Raw genomic sequence first — 21,332 nt, forward strand, 5'->3', positions numbered from 1 at the left:
TTTTTTAAAAGACACCGGCGCTAATGGGCGGGTTTTTGGGTGCATCCCGCCATTTTTCCCCCCGGTATCCCGCCCGCCACCCACGGTCCCCGGTCGCCGGCCGCGCGGGGCGACAGGCGATCTCCCCCACGACCGTCCTCGCACGCACACACTGGTCCTCGGGTCGGGCTCGTGGTTCCCGATGCCGGCCCGGCGAAGGGGGTGGGATGTGGTGGCAGGGCTTCCCGCAGCACTGCCACCACATCCAGTCGGCGGTTCGGGTGCGGCGCGAGGGGTGTTCACCCAAGCCGGAGGACTCGCCCGGGGCGCGCGGGCGCATTTTCTGGGGGCGGCCGGCAGGAAGCGGACTGCCGGCCCGTGAAGGCCCCCTTGAGGGACTTGGACTCCCTCAAGGGGGCCTTCACAGATCTTCCTCCCGGACGCGCCGAGATTGTTTTCCGCATTCCGGTAGCCACCACGAAAATCTCTGACCCGCACCGTGGCGACTGCGCATTCGGGCATGACGCCTGCCCGTAAGGGAATAGTTTTCCGGGAAAGCCCGGCACCAGGCTTCTTCAGCCGGGGTGCACGCCGCCATCCTGGCGACGGCACCCCGGGACGGCATCAGGAATTCCCGGCGGGCGTAATCCACCGGAAGCGGGGAAAATGTTCGGCATCGGCGCGGCGGAATCCCGTTACCGCATCCCAGACCACCGGCGAGCACCCGCCGACGAGCTCCGGCTGCGCGCGGCGGCGGCGTCCTACCGGTCGGCCGCGGGCTGGCCGGTGCGGGCGACCGCGGACGCCGTCGTCATCGCCATGGGCACGGAAGTCATCGGCGTCGCGGTTCCTTCGCCGGTGGGTACCGAGCTGCTGGCGCTGCTCGCGCTGCGGCAGTACCACGGGCCCGCGGTGCGCCTTCCCGGCAGGCACCCGGCCAAGGTTCTCCTGGTGCGCCCGGACGCCGGCGTCTCATGGCGCCTGCTCCCTTCGGCGGTTTCGCTCATCGGGCGCCCGGCGGAACTCCCGTTGCCGCCGACCGTGCTGGCGGACGGTCCGGTCGAATGGGCCGCGCCGCTCGGGAACGGACGTGGCGAGCTGTTCCCCGCGGCCGTCGTGCACGACGCGCTGATCACCTTGGCGCTGGCGGGCAGGCCCGTCCCGGCGCCGGGGAGACGTCACGAGCGATAGCGCCGGCTGACGGCCAGGAGCCCCCGGACGGTTCGAGGCACCCACAGGTATTTCCCCTTACCACCATCGGCGTTCCCTCACCCATTCAGGAGGCGGACCCCGGAATGGGAAACCCGATACCGCTACGTGATCACGGCGGCCGAAACCGGCCACCCGCCTCCCTCGATGTGCAATTACCAGGGCCATGCGGGTGGGTGCCCGTCGCAGCGTGGAGTACAGCCGGTGCGTGCCCGCGGGGCCGCTCATGCGATCGGATGCCGTCTCCCCATGTCGCCGGAAAGGATGGTGTTGCGGCAGCGGGGCGACAGCGCGGAAGGGCGGTTGTAGCGTCGATCGGCGGTGACCCGGCAACCGATCGGAAGGAGCATTCCGTACCGATGACGAGCCAGGCGGCCGGCGGTGGCGTGGTGGCACTGCGGATGACGCGCATCCTGTATGTCCTTTGTGGACGATTGATTCTCCTGGCCGCCCTGTCGGCCCTTTCCCTTGTGCGGCGCCGGAATCCCGCGCGGGAGAGCTGGCTGGCGGACACCGTGGTGGCGCTCGGCCCGGCGTTCGTGAAGGCGGCCCAGTTGCTCGGCACGCGTGCGGATGTGCTGCCGCCGAAGGTGTGCCGGGCACTCACCCGCCTCTACGACCGGGTCCGCCCGGTCCCGCCGCGCACCGCGGCGCCGGTGCTGCGGTCGCGATTCGGTGCCACCGGGACGAAGCTGGTCGGCGCGGGCAGCATCGCGTGTGTGTACCGGTGCGTCCTGCCCGGCGGCCGCGAGGTCGCGGTCAAGGTCCGCAGGCCGGGTATCGAACAGTCGTTGACGGCCGACCTCGCACTCTTCGAACGGGGTGCGGCGGCGCTGGCGCGGCTGCCGTGGCTGCGGGGTGTCCCGGTGGTGGCGATCGCGGGCCAGCTCACCGAAAGCATTCGCGGCCAGCTGGATTTCCGGCGGGAGGCGGAACTGCTCGACGGCTTCCGCGCCGCGATGGCCGAAGTCGCCGGGGTCACCGTGCCCGCCGTGGACGGGCGGCTGTCCAGCGGGGACATGGTGGTGATGGACTTCGTCGGCGGTCTCGTCCGGCCCCGCCCGGACGAACTGGGCGAAGCGGAGCGGCGGCGTGCGGTGGTGACCGCGTTGCGCGCGGTGTACCGGATGCTGTTCCTCGATGGCGTGGTGCACTGCGATCTGCATCCGGGCAATCTCTGCTTCCGCCCCGACGGCACGATCGTGATCCTCGACGCCGGGTTCACGGTGCGGCTGACGGATTCGGCGCGGGAGAAGTTCGCGGCGTTCTTCTACTGCATGAGCCAGGGCGACGGCGAGGCCTGCGCCGACATCGTGCTGTCCACGGCGGAGGACACGCCGGCCGCCGATCACGACGCGTTCCGCGCCGACCTCGCGGCGCTGGTCACGGCACACACCGGCCGCCGCGCGGCCGAGTTCGACCTGGTGTCGTTCGCCACCCGGCTCTTCGGCATCCAGCGGCGGCACGGGTTCTACGCCGATCCGCAGTTCGTGTTCCCGATCCTTTCGCTGCTGGTGCTGGAGGGCACGGTGCGTGAGTTCCATCCCGACGTCGACTTCCAGCGCGAGGCCGAACCCTTCCTGGTGACCGCCCTGATGGAACGCGTGCTGGTGGCGCGCGGGGACGCCCGGTGAGCGCGGGCGTGGCGGCGCGGCTGCTGCGTCAGGACATGGGGCAGGTCGACTTCGGGCCACGACGCTTCCGGTTGCGCCCCGGCCCGGCCCGCGGCGTGCTCGAATCGGCCGGGCGGGCGTTCCTGACCGGGCTGAACGCTTCGCTGGAGACGGCGGGAGACGCGCTGGCGGAGAAGATCACCAGGCTGGAGCCCGAACTCCGCGGCTTCGCGTTCGAGGGGGCGGGCATGGGCTGCGCGCTGCTCGACCTGCTCCTCCCCCGCCGCCGTCGCCGGGTCGCGGCCCTGCTGAGCGGACCGGCCGCGGACTATCCGCATCTGGTGCACGTCGGCGTGGGCTGGGCGTACGCGCGGCTGCGGCTCCGCCCGGTACGCGGGCCGTCGGGCGCCGATCCGCTGCTGCGCTGGCTCGCCTGGGACGGATTCGGTTTCCACCAAGGGTTTTTCCACGCCGACCGGGTGATCGGGCGGCAGCGGGTGGAGCGCGGGCTCCCCCGTGATGTCCGGCGCGTCCGCGACCAGGGCCTCGGCCGCGCGCTGTGGTTCTGCGAATGCGCCGATCCCGACGGGGTGGCGCTGCGCATCGCCGAATTCCCCGAGCGGCGGCGGGCGGACCTGTGGAGCGGGATCGGCCTCGCCGCCACGTACGCGGGCGGCGCCGACGCGGGCGAACTGGCCCGTCTCGCCGATCTGTCCGGGCCGTTCCGCGCGCATCTCGCGCAGGGCTGCGCGTTCGCCTGCGCGGCGCGGCGGGTCAGCGGGATCGTACCCGCGCACACCGACAAAGCGGCCGACGTGCTGGCCCGCACCGACACCGCTACCGCCGCGGACTGGACCGACCGGGCACTGACGACGCTGGGGCCCCGGCCGCACACGTTCGCGCAGTATCAGCGCTGGCGGGCGGAAATCCGGCACCTGTGGGAAAGGAACAGCCGATGAGACCCTTCGCCCGCCGCCACCTCACCCGCGTGGTTGCCCTGCTCGGCTGCGCCGCGGTGTTCGCGTTCACCGTCGTGCCGCAGCCGTCCGCGGCCGAGGAATCCACGCTGGCCCAACGCTTCTCGTTCACCGCGCATCCGGTCAGCGCGGACGACGCCCCCGGCGGGCGGCGGGTGCGGACGGTCGCCCCGGCCTACGAGCGGATCCGGTCGTGGATCTCGTCGGTGGGCGCGGCCACCGCGCTCTTCGCCGCGGACGGCGGCAAGGTCTCCCACGACGTCTGCCTGGTGGATCCGCGCACCGACACGGTCACCGTCGGACCCGCGCCCACGACCGGGCAGCGTTTCCAGCCGTTCACGCTGACGCCGTCCGGCCTCGAGATGCCGTCCTTCGCGGCGCCGATGGGGTGCCTGCCGGTGGATCTGGACGAGGACGGCTGGCAGGACGTGGTCGTCTACTACTGGGGACGCTCGCCGGTGGTGTTCCAGCGCGTCCCCGGCGTCCCGCCGTCGGCGCCGGCGTTCCGCGCCCGCGAGCTGACCAGTCCTTGGCAGGTCTGGAACACCAACGCCGCCACGGTCGGCGACTTCGACGGCGACGGGCACACCGATCTCGTGTTCGGCAACTACTTCCCCGACGGCGCAAGGGTTCTCGACCCGGCCGCGCGGCAGCCCGAGCTGCAGATGAACGATTCGCTGTCCCACGCGACGAACGCGGGCACGCTGCGGCTGTTCCGCTCCGCGGGCGCCGGCCGGTTCGCCGAGGTGCCCGACGCCTTCCCGGCGGAGGCACGGACCGGGTGGACCCTCGCGCTCGGCGCGCAGGATCTCGGCGGCCGGGGTCTGCCCGATCTCTACGTCGCCAACGACTTCGGGCCCGATCACTTGCTGGTCAACGAATCCACGCCGGGACGCTTCGCTTTCCGGACGGCGAACGGGACGCGGCACGCGGCGACGCCGAAGTCGAAGGTGGTCGGCAACGACTCGTTCAAGGGCATGGGCGTCGCCTTCGCCGATCTCGGCTCGCGCGGCGTCCCGGACATCCTGGTCAGCAACATCACCGAGCCCTATGCCTTGCAGGAAAGCAACTTCGCCTTCCTCGCCACCGCCGACCGCGCCACGGTCGCCGAGCGGCTGCGCACCGGCGAGGCGCCCTACGACGACCGCAGCGAGGAACTCGGGCTCTCGCGCTCGGGCTGGTCGTGGGACGTCAAGGCCGCCGACTTCGACAACACCGGGGCCGACGAGGTCATGCACGCGACCGGGTTCGTCGCCGGGCAGGTGAACCGGTGGGCGCAGTTGCAGGAAACCGCGATGTCGAACGATCTCGTCCTGAGCCATCCCACGCTGTGGCCGCGATTCACCGAGGGAACCGACCTTTCCGGCCACGACCACAACACGTTCTTCGCGCGCGGGAAGGACGGCCGGTTCGTGGACGTGGCCGACCGGGTCGGCGTCGGCACCGACGCGGTCAGCCGGGCGTTCGCCGTCGGCGACGTGGACGGCGACGGCCGTCTCGACTTCGTCGTCGCCAACCAATGGGCACCGTCCACTTTGTACCGGAACACCGCACCGGCCGGGGCTTTCCTGGGCCTGCGGCTGGTCCGGCCCGCCGGGGACACGGCCTGCCAGGCGAGCGCGGCCGGGCCGACGACCCCCGCGATCGGCGCCGAAGCGGAAGTGCCCGCGCCGGGCGGCGGAACCCGGCTGCAGGAGGTGTACCCGGCCAACGGGCACAACGGCGTCAACGCGCCCGACCTGCATTTCGGCCTGGGGGCCCAGCCATCGGCGAGCGTGCCGGTACGGCTGGCGTGGCGCGACGCCTGCGGACGTCATCACACGGGTTCGACGTCGCTGCCGCCCGGCTGGCATCAGCTGCGCCTGGGCTCCGACGGGACGATCGAGGAGGAACGGTGAGCAAGTCACCCGCCGAGCGCCGGTCCGCGGCGCTGCGCCGGTTCGGGATGTCGATCACGGCGCTGACCGTGCTCGGGCACACCGTGCTCGGCTTCGAACAGGCCTATCTCACGCCGGTCGTCGCCGTGCTCGCCGCGCTCGCCACCGAGATCACGCTGGAGTCGATCGAGGCCGCGGTCGAGAAACGCCGCCCGCGCTACACCGGGAAACCGGGCGCGGTGGTGGATTTCCTGCTCCCGGCCTACATCACCGGCGTCGCCTGCGCGATGCTGCTGTTCGCCAACGACCGGTTCATGCCGACCGTGCTCGCCGCCGTGGCGGGCGTGGCCACCAAGTACGTCTTCCGCGTCCGGATCGCCGGGAAGCCGAGGCACGTGCTGAACCCGAGCAACGCGGGGATCGTGGTCGTGCTGCTGCTCTTCCCGTGGGTGGGCATCGCGCCGCCGTACGAGTTCACCGAATGGGTCACCGGCGCTTGGGGCGCTGTCGTGCCCGCCCTGCTGCTGATCGCCGGGACGATGCTCAACGCGCAGCTGACCGGCAAGATCCCGCTGATCCTCGGCTGGGCAGGCGGATTTCTCGCCCAGGCCGTGCTGCGGGCGCTGATCACCGACATCTCGCTGGTGAGCGCGATCCTGCCGGTCACCGGAACCGCGTTCATCCTGTTCACCAACTACATGATCACCGATCCCGGCACCACCCCGTCCGGCCGCCGCGGCCAGGTCCTCTTCGGACTCGCCACCGCCGCGGTGTACGGCGTGCTGGTGCAGTTCCACGTCGTGTTCGGGCTGTTCTTCGCACTGGTGATCACCTGTGTGCTGCGCGCGGTGGTGCTGGTGCTGGCGGATCGCCGGAGTCCACAGTGGAATGTTCTGGTGCCGTCGCAGCGGGCCGCCGCGGAACCGCCGGTGCAGGCGCGGGAATTGGCATGAGCGAAGCTTGCGAGCGAATCATGGATATCACGCGCCAAAAAGGATCAAACACTGTCTCGCGAAGCGAGGCGATCGCGTGAGCCGCCGGGAACGGGGCGAACCGATCGCGATCGTCGGGATGGCCTGCCGCTATCCGGACGCCGACGATCCCGCCCGGCTCTGGGAGGTCGTGGTCCAGCGACGGCGTGCTTTCCGCAGGCTGCCGCCCGGACGGCTCGACCTCGCCGACTACTTCAGCGCCGACGCGGCCGCCCCGGACCGGACCTACAGCACCCGGGCGGCGGTGCTGGAAGGCTGGCGGTTCGACCGCGACGAGTTCCGGATCCCCGGCCACGTCTTCCGCGCCACGGACCCGGCGCAGTGGCTGGCGCTGGAAACGGCCGCCCGCGCGCTGGCCGACGCGGGCCGCCCCGGCGGCGCCGGGCTGGACACCGAACGGACGACGGTCGTCGTCGGCAACAGCCTGACCGGCGATGTCACGCGGGCGCACGCGCTGCGGCTGCGCTGGCCCTACGTACGCGATGTCCTGCGCGCCTCACTGTCTGAAGTGGACGATGTAGCGCTGAAGGCGATCGAGCGCCGGTACCTCGCGGCATTTCCCGAGGTCGGGGACGAGACGCTGGCGGGGAGCCTGGCCAACACCATCGCGGGCCGGATCTGCAACCACTTCGGGTTCCACGGCGGTGGGTACACTGTGGACGGCGCGTGCGCCTCGTCGATGCTCGCCGTGATCACCGCCTGCCGCGCGCTGGCCACCGGCGCCGCCGACTTCGCGCTCGCCGGGGGCGTGGATCTGTCGCTCGATCCGTTCGAGCTGGTGGGTTTCGCCAAGACGGGCGCGCTCGCCGCCGACGAGATGCGGATCTACGACGAGCGTTCGGCCGGGTTCTGGCCGGGTGAGGGCTGCGGCATGCTCGCGCTCACCCGGGCCGCCGACGCGCACGCCGCCGGGATGCCGGTGTACGCCGAGATCCGCGGCTGGGGTGTCTCGTCGGACGGGCGCGGCGGCATCACCCGTCCCGAGGTGGACGGGCAACTGCTCGCGCTACGGCGGGCGAGCGCCATGGCCGGGATCGACCACGCGGAGGTCGGGCTCTACGAAGGACACGGGACCGGGACCGCGGTGGGCGACGTCGTCGAGCTGACCGCGCTGAACCGCGTCCGGTCCGGCGCCACGGCCGCCGCCGCGCTCGGTTCGGTCAAGGCCAACATCGGGCACACCAAGGCCGCCGCCGGAGTGGCCGGGATCGTCAAGGCCGCGCTGAGCGTCGCCTCGGGCCTGCTGCCCCCGGCGACCGGCTGCGAACGCCCGCATCCCGCGCTCGGCGAAACCCTGCGGGCTCTTTCCACGGCGGAACCGTGGCCCGGCGAAACGCGCTCGGCCGGGGTCAGCGCCATGGGATTCGGCGGTATCAACACCCACGTCCTGCTGAGCACGCCGCCCGTCAACCGGCGCGCTGTCCCGCGTCCGGTGATCTCCCAGCCGACGCCTGACGTGGACGTCGTCGCCGTCGGCGGCCACGACGTTGGCCAGGTCGCCGCGCTGCTTGCGGAGATAGCCGACGCCGCCCCGCGGCTGTCGTACGCGGAGGTCCACGACCTCGCCTGCGGCCACGGCCGCCACACCGCGGCGGGCCCCGTGCGCGCCGCGCTGGTGGTGCGCACACCCGAGGAACTCGCCGCGCTCGCTTCCCGCGCGGCGGCGGAACTTCCGTCACTCCCGTGTGGACAGTTGTCCGCGTCGCCGGGGCTGTGGCTGGGCAACGACGTGGCGGGCCGGGTCACCCTCCTGTTCCCCGGCCAGGGTGCGAGCGGCTCGGAACCGGCCGACACCGCACTGGCCCAGCCGGCGGTCTACCGGGCGTGTCTGTCCGCGGTGACGTGGCTCGACGCGCTGGGGGTGGCGCCGGTCGCCGCGGTCGGGCACAGCCTCGGCGAGATCGCGGCACTCGCCTGGGCAGGCCGTCTGTCCACAGAGGACGCAGAGCGGCTGGTGGCCGAACGCGGCCGGATCATGGCCGGACACGGCACACCCGATACCGGAATGCTCGCCGTGGCGGCCGACGCCACCGAGACCCGGGCGCTCTGCGCGGGCACCGAAGTGGTGATAGCCGCGGACAACGCCGTGCGAGCGCAGGTGGTGGCGGGCCCGGTCCCGGAGCTGAGGACGGTGGCCGAAGCGGCGGAGCGGCAAGGCTTCCGGACGCAGCGGCTCCCGGTCTCCCATGGGTTCCACAGCACCGCCATGGCCGCGTGCGCCGAACCCCTGCGTGCGGCTCTGCGGAATGTCACGGTGTCCCCGGCGGACCGCACCGTGGTGTCCACTGTGTACGGACGACCGCTCACGGCCGGGGACGATCTGACGGAACTGCTGGTCACCCAGCTGTGCGCGCCGGTCCGGTTCCGCGACGCGGTGCGGGCGGTGGCGGCGGGCACCGACCTGTTCTGTGAGGCGGGCACCGGCCGCGCCCTGACGGGCCTGGTGACCCAGGATTCGGCCGTACCGGCGGTCAGCATGGACGTCGGCGCGGCCGGCGACCGCGCCGCCGCCGAAACCGCGGCCGCCTTGTTCGCCGCCGGGGCGGCCAAGGAACTCACACCGCTGTTCGCCGGACGGGCCGCGCGGCCCCTCGACCTCGCCCGCGAACGCGTGTTCCTGACGAACCCGTGCTCGGTGGCGGCGCCCGTGCTGCCCGCGCCGAGGGCGGCCTTGGAAGAGGCCCGCAACACCGCGACGACCGTCACGGGTCTGCTCGCCGAAGCCACGGAACTCGACGTCGCGCTCATCCAGCCCGGCGCCCGGCTGCTCAGCGATCTCAACCTGAGTTCGCTGCGTGCCACCCAGTTCCTGGTCGAGGCCGCCTCGGCGCTCGGGCGAAGGCTGCCCTCGGTGTCGATGGCCTTCACCGACTCCTCGGTCGCCGAGGTGATCGCCGAGATCGAGCGGCTGCCGGAGACGGACGAACCCACCGCGGACACACCGGTGCCCGGGGTCCGGCCCTGGCAAGCCTGTTTCACCGAAACCCTGATCCCCGCACGGCCGGAACCGTGGCGCCCCACCGAAATCGTGTATCTCCCCGACAGCGAGGACGTCGAGAAGGTGCTCGCCGCGGGCCGGACGGCCATCGACCGCAAGGCGCTCGTCGTGGTGGCCCACGACCTCGCGCTCGGCGGGTTCTTCCGCTCGCTGTGCCACGAACATCCCGGCCTCGGCATCACACTGGTCCAAGTTCCCTGGGGGACAACGGACTTCTCCGCGTTCCACGCCGAACCGGGCCGGTTCCGCGCACTCGTCGCCGATGACGACGGCGCGCTCGCCGAGCCCGCCGAGCGGTTCCTGCCCCTTCCCGCCGAGTCCGGCGGGCTTCCCTTTGACGAACGGGACGTCCTGCTGGTGAGCGGGGGTGGCAAGGGAATCGGGTACGCGTGTGCCCGCGCGCTGGCGACGGCGACCGGCCTCACCCTCGCCCTCGTCGGCCGCAGCCGTCCCGAATCGGATCCAGCGCTTCGGTCCCATGTGGACGCCTTGCGCGCCGAGGGGATCCGCGTCGCCTACCAGGCCGCCGATGTCGCGGACGCGGCGGCGGTCGCACTGGCCGTCGGCAAGCTCACGGCCGAAACCGGGCCGGTGACGGCGTTGCTGCACGCGAGTGGTGTCAACGAACCCGCCCGGTTCGCCGAACTCGGCGAAGACGACATTCGCGGGCATCTCGAACCCAAGGTCACCGGCCTCCGCGCGTTGCTCGGCGCGCTGCCGCACGAACCGCTGCGGTTGCTCGTCACCTTCGGCTCGGTGATCGGCACCCACGGAATGGCGGGCGAAAGCCATTACGCGCTCGCGAACGGCCTCCTCCGCGACGAGGCACGGCGCTGGGCAGCGCGGCTGCCCGGCTGTCGCGTACTCGACATCGACTGGACCGCCTGGTCGGGCACGGGGATGGCCGACCGGATGGGCGCGGCGCGGACGCTGGCTCGCGCCGGCACCACCCCGATCCCGGTCGCGGAAGGGACTTCCCTGTTCCTGCGTCTGCTCGCCACCGCGACGCCGCCGAGCGTCGCGGTGCACGGCAGGCTCGGCCCGGACAGCACAGCACCCGCGTCCGGCGGCCGGTTCCTGCACCGGATCCGGGTCTGCCACCCGGAGGTCGAGATCGTCGCCGACACGCCGTTGTCCCTTCACGCTGACTCCTGGCTGGCCGGTCACCGCGTCGACGGGCTCGCGCTGCTGCCCGCGGTCGTCGGCCTGGAAGCCATGGCGCAGGCCGCTTCCGCGGTCGCGGGCCGCTCGCTGACCGTCGCGGAGAACGTCCGGTTCGACCGGCCGATCATCGTGCCCGGCGAGGGCGAGCGCGTCGTCCGCGTCTGCGCGCTGCGCGAGGGCGAGGTCATCACCGCCGTGCTGCGCAGCGCGGAATCCGGCTTCGACGTCGACCACTTCCGCGCCGAATTCCCCTTGTCCCCCAGCACTTCTGCCCGGCCGCCGGGTCCGGCCCCCGACCACGGCCGGATCGAGCCCGCCGCGCTGTACGACCGGCTTTTGTTCCACAGTGGACAGTTCCGGCGGGTCGGCGGTGCCGCCGTCCCGGATCCGTGGTCCTGCCGGGCCACGATAGCCCCGCGCGACGGCGCCCCCTGGTTCACCACCGTGCTCGGCGACCCGGCCGCCCACGACGCCACGATCCACGTCCTGCAGGCCTGCGTCCCGGCACGGAGGCTGCTGCCCGTGGGCTGCGATCGCGTCGAGCTGAACCCGTACGCCCACGGCTCGTGGACGCTGCGGGGCACCGAGCGGCACGCGGCAGACGGCCGCTACACCTGGGACGTCCTCGCCGAGGACGCCGAAGGCGGGATAGCCGTCGCGTGGACCGGGCTGCGCCTGGCGGACTCCGGTCCGCTCCCGCACGACCGGCCGTGGCCCGCCGCCCTGCTCGCGGTGCTGATCACCCGATCCGCGGTCGCGCTCGGCCTGGACGGTTCCTTGCGCGTGTCCGTCGGGGAACCGTTCACCGTGGACACCACGGGCGACTGCCCGACCGCCTGTGCCTGGGAATCGGTGGATCCGCGCGCCACTGCCCCGGATCCCGGGCTCGTCCGGCTCCTCGCGGGCCCGTGTGCCGAGGCCGCCGAGACCGTCGCCGCACGTGCCGGGACCATCGCCCGCTGCCTCGCGCAGCGGGACATTTCCCCCGCGGCGGCGCGGTTTTCCGGTGCCTACGACGGCGGCTGGCTCGTACTGCGTGCCGGTGGCGCACTCGTGGCGTCGGCCGTGTTCCCCGTCGACGGCTGTCAACGTCCGGTCGCGATCGCCGTCCTGACCGAGGGAACCGCGTCATGACGCCGGTCTACCGCTATCGCCACCCGATCACGCTGGAGGAGACCAACCTCGTCGGCAATGTCTACTTCGCACACTACGTGCGCTGGCAGGGCCATTGCCGGGAACGTTTCCTCGCCGAGAACGCCCCCGGTGTCCTCTCCGCGCTGTCCGACGGCTTCGCGATGGTCACCACGACCTGCGGCTGCGATTACTTCGGCGAGCTGACCGCGAACGACGTCGTCGAACTGCGCATGACCCTGACCGAACTCGACGGCAACCGGGTCGCGATGGCGTTCGACTACTTCCGTGCCGAGGTCGCGATGCCCCAGCTCGTCGCGCGCGGGCACCAGGCCATCGCCTGCATGACCCGCGGCCCCGCCGGGCTGGAACCGGTCCCGGTGCCGGAGCAGCTCCGGGAAGCCCTCACGCCGTACTTGAAAATCCGGTAGTACCCTGGGGCGGTGACCACCACCGCGCGCCGGGAGCGCCACTACCGCCAGTACTGCGGGCTCGCCGCCGCGCTCGACACCGTCGGCGAGCGCTGGACGCTGCTGATCGTGCGGGAACTGCTGCTCGGCCCGCGCCGCTACACCGAACTGCTCGCCGATCTCCCCGGCGTGGGCACCAACCTGCTCGCCGAACGGCTGAAAAAGCTGTGCGCGGCGGAAATCGTCGAGCGCGAGGACACCGGGGCCTACCGGCTCGGGCCGCTCGGCGAGCGGTTGCGCGAACCGGTGCTGGCGCTGTCCAAATGGGGCATCGCGCTGCTCGGCGAACCCGCGGCCGACATGGTCACGCGGCCGCACTGGGCGCTGCTGGCCGTGCAGGCGATGGCCGACGCGAGCCGGCTGCCCGAGCTCACGGAGACCTACGAATTCCACGTCGACGACGAGATCTTCCACCTCGCCGTCGACCGCGGCGCGCTGACCACGGCGCGCGGGCCTGCCGCTTCGCCGTCGATGAGCATCCGCACCGACGCCACCACGTTCGTCCGTATCGGCGCCGGGGCGATCGGGCCGTTCGCGGCACTCGCCACCGGCAAGCTCACCTTCACCGGCGACGCCGACGCCGTCCTGCGCTGCTCGACCGTGCTGGGGCTCGTGGAACGGCCCGGCTCAGCCTCACAGGGCTGAACCGGGCCGCTTTCACCCGAGACTCAGAGCCCGCCGACCTTCACCGGGAACTTCTGGATGGTCGCGATCGTCGTGTCCGGATCGTCCGGGAGCACCAGATCCACCGGGTTCTGCAGCTGGTAGAGGTCGCCGCGCGGCGGGAACTGGGTCAGCTTCCCGACCAGCAGCGCCGGGTCCTTCGTGGTCAGCACCAGCGGCTCGTAAGCCTTGCTGGACCGGATCCCGGCCCGGCGCAGCAGGTCGTCCGGCTGGTCGATCGTCATGGTGAAGCTCAGCACCATGATCTGCTCGTACCTCGGCGGGAAGCGCTGCGTCAGCTTCAGCAGGCTCTTCGCGTCGACGTCGATGTCGTTCTGCTCGATCGTGATCGTGCCGCCCTGGTTCACCCCGTCACCGCCGGGAAGCTCGGCGGACACCCGGTGCCCGACCACCCGCAGCCGCACCGAGTTGACCGGGTCGTCGGGGTTCACGTCGACCCGCACCTTGATCCCGCCCCGGAAGTCCACGCTGACCACGGAGGTCCTGATGCTCAGCGGGGTGTTGATCGCCAGGCAGCTGCACGGGATCTCCGCGCCGATCGGCGGCAGGCCGGTCTGTTCCGGCGAGGCCTGTGCGGCCTGGCCGCCCAGCAGGCCACCGGCCGCGACACCGCCGACGCCCAGTGCCGCAGCTGCGGCCCCCTTCAGGAAGTCCCGCCGGCCCGCACCGGACTGGGGTTCCTCGTCATCGTTCGGAGCAGGCATCGTCAACCTCCGCAGTCTGATGTGGAAAGAGTCCGCCTACTTGAATTTAAGATAGTTGCCCGAGTGATGACAGGGCGCGCGGAAGGATCGACACGGACGTGTCGGCGCGTGATGACCCACCGCCGCCGTCACCCGCGAAGCTTCGACCCGTCGAGCAGGCGAGCCACGCGATCGGGTCACGCCCGCTCCGGCACCGGCGAGCGCGGTCACCGCTCCGGATGGATCGTCGCGAACGCTCCGTTCGCGACACTGCGGCGGACCGGTGGAGCCAGAGTGAACGCCCTCAAGGACCCCTTCAGCGCACTTCCGGTAGTTGGCGCGGCTCCCGGCGGCGAGGACGAAGGGGACGGCGACGAACAGCCGGTCGGCTGGCCCCTGCTCGCCCGGTCGTGTAGCGGCTACCACTCGGAGGAAGAGCGACTAACGCACAAGTTGTTCGATCTCCTCGACCCGACCCGCTAGCCGTGCGGAGTTCACCCCGGCTGTTGTTGTTCGGGCTCGTTCGATGACATTGCGCGCCGCATCCAATTCGCCCGCTCGTGCATAAGATTCCGCGAGCCATGTTTGATAAAGGGCCTTCTCGCGTGCATGGCCCGCGTCATAGTCGTTGATGGCGGCACTCAGCAGCGGCGACGCGCTCGCCGGGTCGCCGAGTTCGATCAGGCATCGTGCCGCCATGACGTCGATCTCGTCCCGGGACATCCAGTAGACCCACTCCGGCTCTGGGATGCCCGGCGCGCGAGCCGCATAGGCATTGTCGACCGCGTCGAGTGCTCGCCGCGCTGCGTCCCGGTCGCGAGAGCGTGCGCTGGCCCACGCAACGCGCTCCAGAAGCAGCGCCCGCACAACCGGTGAGGCGTCGCGGGCACCAGCTACGGCGCTCTTCGCCAGGAGCGCCGCGTCGGCCGGATTGCCCACGTTTGCGATCTGGTACGAAAGTGACGAAAGGAGCTGTCCAGCCAGGACATTGTCCCCTGCCTCCTGTGCCGCCGAGACACCGCTGAGGTAGGTCTGCTCGGCTTCTACGTAAGCCCCCGCGTCACTCGCAACCCATCCTGCCAACTGCGCCAGTTCGCCAACCACTACGCGGAGCCGCCGTCCGACGGACCCGGGATAGCTTCCGCACCTCACAACCTCCGCCGCCTCGGCCAGCTCGCGCCGCACGAGTGGGATGAGGTCGCCTCCACCTACCGTGTCATCAAGATGGCGAAGCTCCACAACACGACGCTCCAACTCACCGACGAGACTTTCTCCGACGCGTCGGCCGGCCTGCCGGTGCTGTGCCACCGGCGTGTCGGCCACAAGCCATTCGTGCGCGACTCGGAGCGGGTCGAGGGCGGGGCCGTACAGCGACTCTACGGAGATGCTCAACGCGCGCGAGTAAGCGGTGACATGGTCGGGCTTGACGGTCCGGGTTCCGCCTTCAAGCTGGCTGAGGTATGGCTTGCTGTAGTGGGTCTTCGTTGCCATAGCGGCCAGGCTGATGCCCGCCGCGTTCCGTGCCGCTTTCAGACGTTCGCCCAGCTCACTCACATGACCACCAGTCTGCAAACCCTTGCAAACGGCGACCCTATTCCGATGACGCCGTGTGACGACAAGGCTACCTGAGGGAGAACCAGGGTCGGAAGCGTCTGGAACGAAGGGCGGTGCGCAGTGAGCGTGACGGGAAAGGGCACCGACGGGCTTGAGATCGCGGCGCGCGTGATGGCCGCGCAGCAGCTTCACCAGCAGTTGGCTGCCGAAGCAGAGCGCCAGCAACGTGACCGGGCTGAGGAAAACATCGGCGACCAGCCGGAGCGCCGACCATGAGCGCGCTGATCTATGTGGATCTCGCGCATCTACACCCGATCGTCGATGGGGTGTGGCATCGGGCGTGGCTCAATCATTTGCCCGCGCCGGGCGAGGGTGTCGCGATGTTGTGTGGTCTCGTTGCCACCGCGGAGTACTGCGACCGTCGGGATCGGGATACGCACGGAGTGCCGGTCCAGTGCTGGGCCTGTGAACGCGAGTACCGCTCGGAGATGGGCTATTCGCCGCCACCGGGCGGTTACCCGCCATCTTCTCACCGGTCGGCCCTTCGGCCGATTCCGCACCCACGCGCGTGATTCGGCTCCGTGCCGATGTGCAACGGCGCGGTGAGTACCTACTGTGAACGAACGACCGGTGGAGGTCAGCATGGGCGACAAGAACGGCGACGACAAAGAGGACAAGGCCGGACGGCACGACGAGCGGCGGGACGGCGACGGCGAAGCGCAGACGGACAAGTGGTCCAACTGGGGCGACGCGGGCGACAACACCGGCAAGCACGGAAAGAACTAAGCGTGACGGATCAACCGAGTGTGCTCGACGAGGTTCCCCGGGAGCTGTTCATACCGGAGGTGATCTGGGACGACAATCCCGACGGTCACGGATTCGTGCCCGTCTCACGAACGACTGACCGGCAACGGTGGCTGGAGCTGGTGAACTCCACCGGGCCGATCGTGACCCAGGTCGACGACGGACACCCGGTCGACGGGATCGGGCGGGTGCCCACCAGTTCGAGCAGCCAGCCCTCGCTCGTCGCGATGATGCTCGACGAGCTCGACGTGAAACCAGGTCACCAGGTTCTGGAAATCGGTACTGGCACGGGCTGGAACGCCGCTCTGCTGGCGCACCGGGCCGGGCCGGATGGGCGGGTGGTGTCGGTCGAGGTCGATGGCCAGGTCGCCGACAAGGCGCGGGCAGCGCTGGCGGTCACGCCCTATCGGGTGACGGTGATCGAGGGGGACGGCACCGCGGGGTTTGCGGCGGGGGCGCCGTATGACCGGGTGATCGCCACCGCGTCGGTGCGGCGAGTGCCGACCACGTGGATCGAACAGACCGTTGAAGGCGGCGTGCTGGTGCTGCCGTGGGGCACGGACTACTGCAACGGCGCGCTCTTGCGACTCGTCGTCCACGGCGACGGGCAGGCGTCAGGACGGTTCGGGCGCAGCCTGGAATTCATGCGGGTCCGTAATCAGCGGAACACATTCCTCGACCCGAGTGACGAGCAGATCGAGCAGGCCGACAAGTCCACGACGACGCTGCGGGGCGGCGATGTGTACGAGCTGGTTGCGTTCGAGCGTGCCGCGTTCATCATCGGCCTGCGTGTGCCCGCCTGCTACCTGACCCATTGGGCAGACATCGACGTCCAGTACCGGCACATCGTCGAATTCCACGACACCGCCAGCGGGTCCTGGGCCCGCATCGACACCGACCCACGGGCCGACGCACTGCCCGTCTGGCAGTTCGGGCCCCGGCGGCTGTGGGACGAAGCCCTCACGGCCTACGAATGGTGGCAGCACAACGGCCAGCCCCCGCCGCAGTCCTTCGGGCTGACCGTCGCACCGGACGGCACACAGACGGTGTGGTTGGAAAAGCCGACCGGCCACGGCTGGGAGATCCAGTAGGCCGAACGTATTCGGGTTCAGCCGGCGCGGGTTCCGGCGGCGAGGATGAAGGGGACGGCGACGAACAGCCGGTCGGCGCGTTCTCTGGCGACCTGGTCGCGGTACCAGGCGCCCTTGCCGCCGATGTTGGCGAGCATCGGCAGGCACGCGGCGTCGGTCCACACGATCGTGTGCACCTCGACGGTGACGTCGGTGAATCCGTTGTCCAGCAACAGGTTCCGGTATTGCCGGGGCACCCAGCGGCTGGGCACGCCGTCCGAGCGGGCGCGGATGATCTCGCGGGTGAGTTCGGGATCGTTCGAGTCGATCATGTACGCGTCCCAGTCCTGGCCGACGAGCACCGCGCGGCCGTTCTTCGCCAGGACCCGGCGTGCCTCGACCACGGCGGGCTCGGGGTCGTCGAGGTCGTGCAGGACCTTGTCGGCGCGGTAGCCGGTGACGGAGCCGTCGTCGAGCGGCAGCGCGGTGACGTCGGCGGCGTGGAATTCGCACGCGGGCCAGCGCTTGGCGGCGACGTCGAGCATGGCCGTGTCCAGGTCGACGCCGATGACCCGGGCTCCCCGGGCGGCCAGTTCGCCGGCGGCCCGCCCGCTCCCGCAGCCGACGTCGACCACGGTGTCGCCGAGCCCCGGGTAACTGCGTTCCCGGAGGTCGCGAGCCTGGGGGAGGTCGTCAAAGGCGTCCAGGAGCTTGAGCATCGTCGACATGGTCGTCATTGTGCCGCCTGCCGCCGTGCCTCGGCCGGTCAGCGAGGTCCCGGTGCGTGCTACCTACGGAAGTCGGGCGTTCCGCACCCTGAACCGGTTCGGCTGATGACAGCGCGCTCCGAGTGAGCTATACAGAGGCATCATGCGTGTTAATGCGCGAAAGGTGCCATAAATGAGCAGACTTGCGCAGTCGCTAGGCAGTTTGGCGACAGCTACCATCCTCGCTCTAGCTCCGACAGCCGCCTACGCCGACCCGGCCGCCGCGCCGTCGGGGCGGCTGGGCGACCTGACGGCGGTCTCGGCGGACGGCCCGGTGGTGACGCTGAAGTCGGGTGCCGCCGCGGTGAAGGTCAGCTTCCCTGCCGAGGCCGCGGTCCGCCTCTGGCTGGCCCCGGACGGGAACTTCACCGATCCGGCGGGGAGCAAGATCGTCCAGCCGCGAGGCGGTCAGCCCGCCACGCCGCGCCGGGTCGACAAGGGCGCGTACTGGGCGATCTCCACCCCGAAGGCGACCTTGCGGGCCTACAAGCATCCGCTGAAGTTCGCCCTGTACGACGGGGCCGACTCACGGCAGCTCTGGGCGGAGTCGGCGCCGTTGTCCTGGGACGGCAAGACCACGACCCAGACGCTGGCCCGCGGGGCGGCCGAGCAGTTCGTCGGCGGCGGGGAGCAGAACGGCCGGTTCAGCCACCGCGACCAGACGATCAAGATCTTCGCCGACGACAACTGGAACGACGGCGGGGCCCCGAACTCGCAGCCGTTCTACGCCTCCACCGCCGGCTACGGCGTGCTGCGCAACACCTTCGCGCCGGGCAGCTACTCGTTCGCCGACCCCGTCCGCACCACGCACGACGAAAAGCGTTTCGACGCGGTGTATGTCGTGGGCAACGGGCTCAAGGACGTCGTCTCCGGCTACACGGATCTGGTCGGGAAGCCGTTCCTGCCACCGATCTACGGGCTGGAGACCGGCGACTCCGACTGCTACCTGCACAACAAGAACCGCGGCGAGCGGCACACCCTCGACGCGCTGAAGGTGGCCGACGGCTACCAGGCCAACGGAATGCCGAACGGCTGGATGCTCGTCAACGACGGCTACGGGTGCGGGTACGAGAACCTGCAGCAGGTCGGCGAGGGACTGCGCAAGGACAACATGCAGCTGGGCCTGTGGACCGAGAACGGGCTGCCGCATCAGGGCGAGGAGGTCAAGGCGGGCGTGCGGGTGCGCAAGCTCGACGTCGCCTGGGTCGGGCCCGGCTACCAGTTCGCGCTCGACGCGTGCGACACCGCGCACAAGGGCATCGAGGACAACAGTGACGCGCGGGGTTTCGTGTGGCAGCCGGTCAGCTGGGCGGGTGCGCAGCGCTGCGGCGTGCTGTGGAGCGGGGACCAGTCCGGATCGTACGACTACATCCGCTGGCAGATCCCGACCTACGCGGGCGCGACGACGTCCGGGATCGCCTACAACACCGGCGACATCGACGGCATCTTCGGCGGCAGCCCGCAGACCTACGTGCGGGACCTGCAGTGGAAGACCTTCCTGCCGGTGGCGATGACGATGGACGGCTGGGCGTCCTCGGACAAACAGCCGTGGCGCCAGGGCGAGCCGTACACCTCGATCAACAGGAAGTACTTGCTGCTCAAGGAAAGGCTGCTGCCCTACACGTACAGCTATTCCGTCGCCGCGCACAACACCGGCGTCGGGCAGGTGCGTCCGCTCGCGCTGGAGTACCCCGACGATCCGAACGTGTGGACCGACAAGGCGAAGTACGAATTCCTCTCCGGTACCGACTTCCTCGTCGCGCCGGTGTACGAGAAGTCGACCACGCGCAACGGGATCTACCTGCCGAAGGGAACCTGGATCGACTACTGGTCCGGCCGGACCTACACCGGACCGACCACAGTGGACGGCTATGACGCCCCACTGGACACGCTGCCGCTGTTCGTCCGCGCCGGTGCCGTGGTGCCCATGTGGGGCGAGGGCACGAAGTCGTGGCAGACGCGGGACAAGAGCTCGCTCGACCTCGACGTCTACCCGCAGGGCAAGGGCGGGTTCACGCTCACCGAGGACGACGGGGTGACCCGCGGTTACCAGCGCGGTCAGCAGGCGACGCAACAGTTCACTGTGGACGCTCCCGCGTCCGGGCCGGGCACCGTCACGGTGGGCATCGGCGCGAGTTCCGGGTCCTACGCCGGGAAGCCGGACGCTCGCCGCTATCAGCTCACCGTCCACACGGGATCGAAACCGGGCGCCGTGCAGGCCGGCGACAGTGTGCTGCGTCAGTACGCGAGCCGCGCCGAACTCGACGCCGCGCCGTCGGGCTGGTGGTACGACGCCGCCGATCGCGGCGGCGTCGTGCGGGTGAAGACGGCGCCGATCGCGGCGTCCGAGCGGCAGGACGTCCGGCTGCACGGGTCGAGTGCGGTGGGCGGTTTCTTCCCGGAGGACAACGCGAGTTCGGTGACGCTCTCGGCGCCGCAGATGGTCGCGCCCGGTTCGTCCGCCCAGGCCACGTTGAGCTTCACCAACGGAACGCCGTTGCCGGTGCGGGACGTGACCTTCTCGGTTTCGGCTCCCGGTGGGTTCCGCGCCGACGTCGCGGGCGACCGGCGGCTGGTCATGCCGGGCCAGACCGTCCGGGTCCCGGTGACGCTGATGCCGGGTACGTCGGCCAAACCCGACGACTACCAGCTGGTGGGCAGTGTCCGGTATCGCGCCAGACTGGGTGATCACCAGGTCACCGACGCGGCGACGGTCACGGTTCCGTACGCGTCCTTGGGCGCCGCCTACGGGAACACCGGGGTGACGGATGCCGCGCACGCCACGGCGGGTGACCTCGATGGCGGCGGGAGCAGTTTCCGTGCCGAAGGACTGGCCGAGGCCGGGCTGAAACCGGGCGCGACCTTCGAGGCCAGGGGTGCCCGGCTCACCTGGCCGGACGCGGGCACCGGCCGCCCGGACAACACTGTCGCTTCAGGACAGACGATTTCGTTGTCCGGCAAGGGTTCCGGACTCGTTCTCGCCGGGACGGGCACCGGAACGGCCAAGGGAACGGTGACCGTGCACTACGCCGACGGCACCACGAGTTCCGCCGACCTCGGCTTCCCGAACTGGTGCTGCGCCGATCCCGCGCAGTACGGAGCGTCCACAGTGGCCTCGGTACTGGGGAAGAACACCCGCAGCGGTCCGGCCTATCCGACCACGCCGTACCGGGTCTTCGCCAATACCGTGCCGGTGACCGCGGGCAAGGACGTCGTCGCGGTGACGTTGCCCAGCAACTCCGCGATGCATGTGTTCGCGCTGGGTGTTGCCTGACGATGGATCCGGGGGGGGGGGGGGGGGGCGGGGGGGGGCGCCCGCGCCCCCCCCCCCGCGGGGCGCGCGGCGCCGCCCCGCGCTCT

General features: G+C 70.8%; 15 protein-coding genes. 12 read left to right on the forward strand and 3 right to left on the reverse strand.

Annotation, left to right across the window (positions count from 1 at the left end; all coding sequences use genetic code 11):
• The first annotated feature begins 645 nt into the window (after nt 1-645).
• The 8 genes from ACFWX1_RS19780 to ACFWX1_RS19815 all read left to right on the forward strand — a co-directional run bounded on the left by ACFWX1_RS19780 (nt 646) and on the right by ACFWX1_RS19815 (nt 13,055).
• On the forward strand, nt 646-1,170 hold the full coding sequence (locus ACFWX1_RS19780; protein WP_378389238.1) for a hypothetical protein: 525 nt from the start codon (nt 646-648) through the stop codon (nt 1,168-1,170).
• A gap of 377 nt (nt 1,171-1,547) precedes the next feature.
• Nucleotides 1,548-2,822 (forward strand): ABC1 kinase family protein, encoded by a 1,275-nt coding sequence (locus ACFWX1_RS19785; RefSeq protein WP_378389240.1) that lies wholly within the window; start codon nt 1,548-1,550, stop codon nt 2,820-2,822.
• Complete coding sequence (locus tag ACFWX1_RS19790; protein ID WP_378389242.1) at nt 2,819-3,760, forward strand: DUF1702 family protein; 942 nt, start codon at nt 2,819-2,821, stop codon at nt 3,758-3,760. Before ACFWX1_RS19785 ends, ACFWX1_RS19790 begins: the two co-directional genes overlap by 4 nt.
• On the forward strand, nt 3,757-5,676 hold the full coding sequence (locus ACFWX1_RS19795) for a CRTAC1 family protein (RefSeq protein WP_378389244.1): 1,920 nt from the start codon (nt 3,757-3,759) through the stop codon (nt 5,674-5,676). Before ACFWX1_RS19790 ends, ACFWX1_RS19795 begins: the two co-directional genes overlap by 4 nt.
• A complete protein-coding gene (locus ACFWX1_RS19800) occupies nt 5,673-6,608 on the forward strand; it encodes an enediyne biosynthesis protein UnbU (protein WP_378389246.1) in 936 nt (311 codons plus the stop codon). The genes ACFWX1_RS19795 and ACFWX1_RS19800 overlap by 4 nt, the downstream gene beginning before the upstream one ends.
• 76 nt (nt 6,609-6,684) lie before the next feature.
• Nucleotides 6,685-11,943, forward strand: a complete 5,259-nt coding sequence (locus tag ACFWX1_RS19805) for an SDR family NAD(P)-dependent oxidoreductase (RefSeq protein ID WP_378389248.1) — start codon at nt 6,685-6,687, stop codon at nt 11,941-11,943.
• Complete coding sequence (locus ACFWX1_RS19810) at nt 11,940-12,371, forward strand: acyl-CoA thioesterase (protein ID WP_378389250.1); 432 nt, start codon at nt 11,940-11,942, stop codon at nt 12,369-12,371. Before ACFWX1_RS19805 ends, ACFWX1_RS19810 begins: the two co-directional genes overlap by 4 nt.
• Before the next feature lie 12 nt (nt 12,372-12,383).
• The gene (locus ACFWX1_RS19815; protein WP_378389252.1) at nt 12,384-13,055 is read left to right on the forward strand and encodes a winged helix-turn-helix transcriptional regulator; all 672 of its coding nucleotides are present in this window, start codon (nt 12,384-12,386) and stop codon (nt 13,053-13,055) included.
• Between the two features lie 23 nt (nt 13,056-13,078).
• On the opposite strand, the gene ACFWX1_RS19820 is transcribed toward ACFWX1_RS19815, so the two are convergent.
• Together ACFWX1_RS19820 and ACFWX1_RS19825 are read right to left on the reverse strand one after the other, a co-directional pair.
• Complete coding sequence (locus ACFWX1_RS19820) at nt 13,079-13,798, reverse strand: hypothetical protein (protein ID WP_378389254.1); 720 nt, start codon at nt 13,796-13,798, stop codon at nt 13,079-13,081.
• 420 nt (nt 13,799-14,218) lie between these two features.
• Nucleotides 14,219-15,331: a helix-turn-helix domain-containing protein gene (locus tag ACFWX1_RS19825; RefSeq protein ID WP_378389256.1), complete on the reverse strand. Its 1,113-nt coding sequence runs from the start codon at nt 15,329-15,331 to the stop codon at nt 14,219-14,221.
• A 120-nt stretch (nt 15,332-15,451) separates the two neighbouring features.
• Between ACFWX1_RS19825 and ACFWX1_RS19830 the strand changes: the two genes are divergently transcribed.
• The 3 genes from ACFWX1_RS19830 (at nt 15,452) to ACFWX1_RS19840 (ending at nt 17,226) form a co-directional block, all read left to right on the forward strand.
• Complete coding sequence (locus ACFWX1_RS19830) at nt 15,452-15,607, forward strand: hypothetical protein (RefSeq protein WP_378389258.1); 156 nt, start codon at nt 15,452-15,454, stop codon at nt 15,605-15,607.
• A 339-nt stretch (nt 15,608-15,946) separates the two neighbouring features.
• Complete coding sequence (locus ACFWX1_RS19835; protein WP_378389260.1) at nt 15,947-16,117, forward strand: hypothetical protein; 171 nt, start codon at nt 15,947-15,949, stop codon at nt 16,115-16,117.
• Nucleotides 16,118-16,119: 2 nt separating this feature from the next.
• A complete protein-coding gene (locus ACFWX1_RS19840) occupies nt 16,120-17,226 on the forward strand; it encodes a methyltransferase domain-containing protein (RefSeq protein ID WP_378389262.1) in 1,107 nt (368 codons plus the stop codon).
• 17 nt (nt 17,227-17,243) lie between these two features.
• Here ACFWX1_RS19840 and ACFWX1_RS19845 read toward each other — a convergent pair whose 3' ends face one another.
• Nucleotides 17,244-17,933: a methyltransferase domain-containing protein gene (locus ACFWX1_RS19845; RefSeq protein WP_378389264.1), complete on the reverse strand. Its 690-nt coding sequence runs from the start codon at nt 17,931-17,933 to the stop codon at nt 17,244-17,246.
• A 172-nt stretch (nt 17,934-18,105) separates the two neighbouring features.
• Between ACFWX1_RS19845 and ACFWX1_RS19850 the strand changes: the two genes are divergently transcribed.
• Complete coding sequence (locus tag ACFWX1_RS19850; RefSeq protein WP_378389266.1) at nt 18,106-21,246, forward strand: TIM-barrel domain-containing protein; 3,141 nt, start codon at nt 18,106-18,108, stop codon at nt 21,244-21,246.
• Nucleotides 21,247-21,332: the final 86 nt, after the last annotated feature.

The organism is Amycolatopsis sp. NPDC059021 (assembly GCF_042739895.1).
In the GTDB taxonomy this organism is placed as follows: domain Bacteria; phylum Actinomycetota; class Actinomycetes; order Mycobacteriales; family Pseudonocardiaceae; genus Amycolatopsis.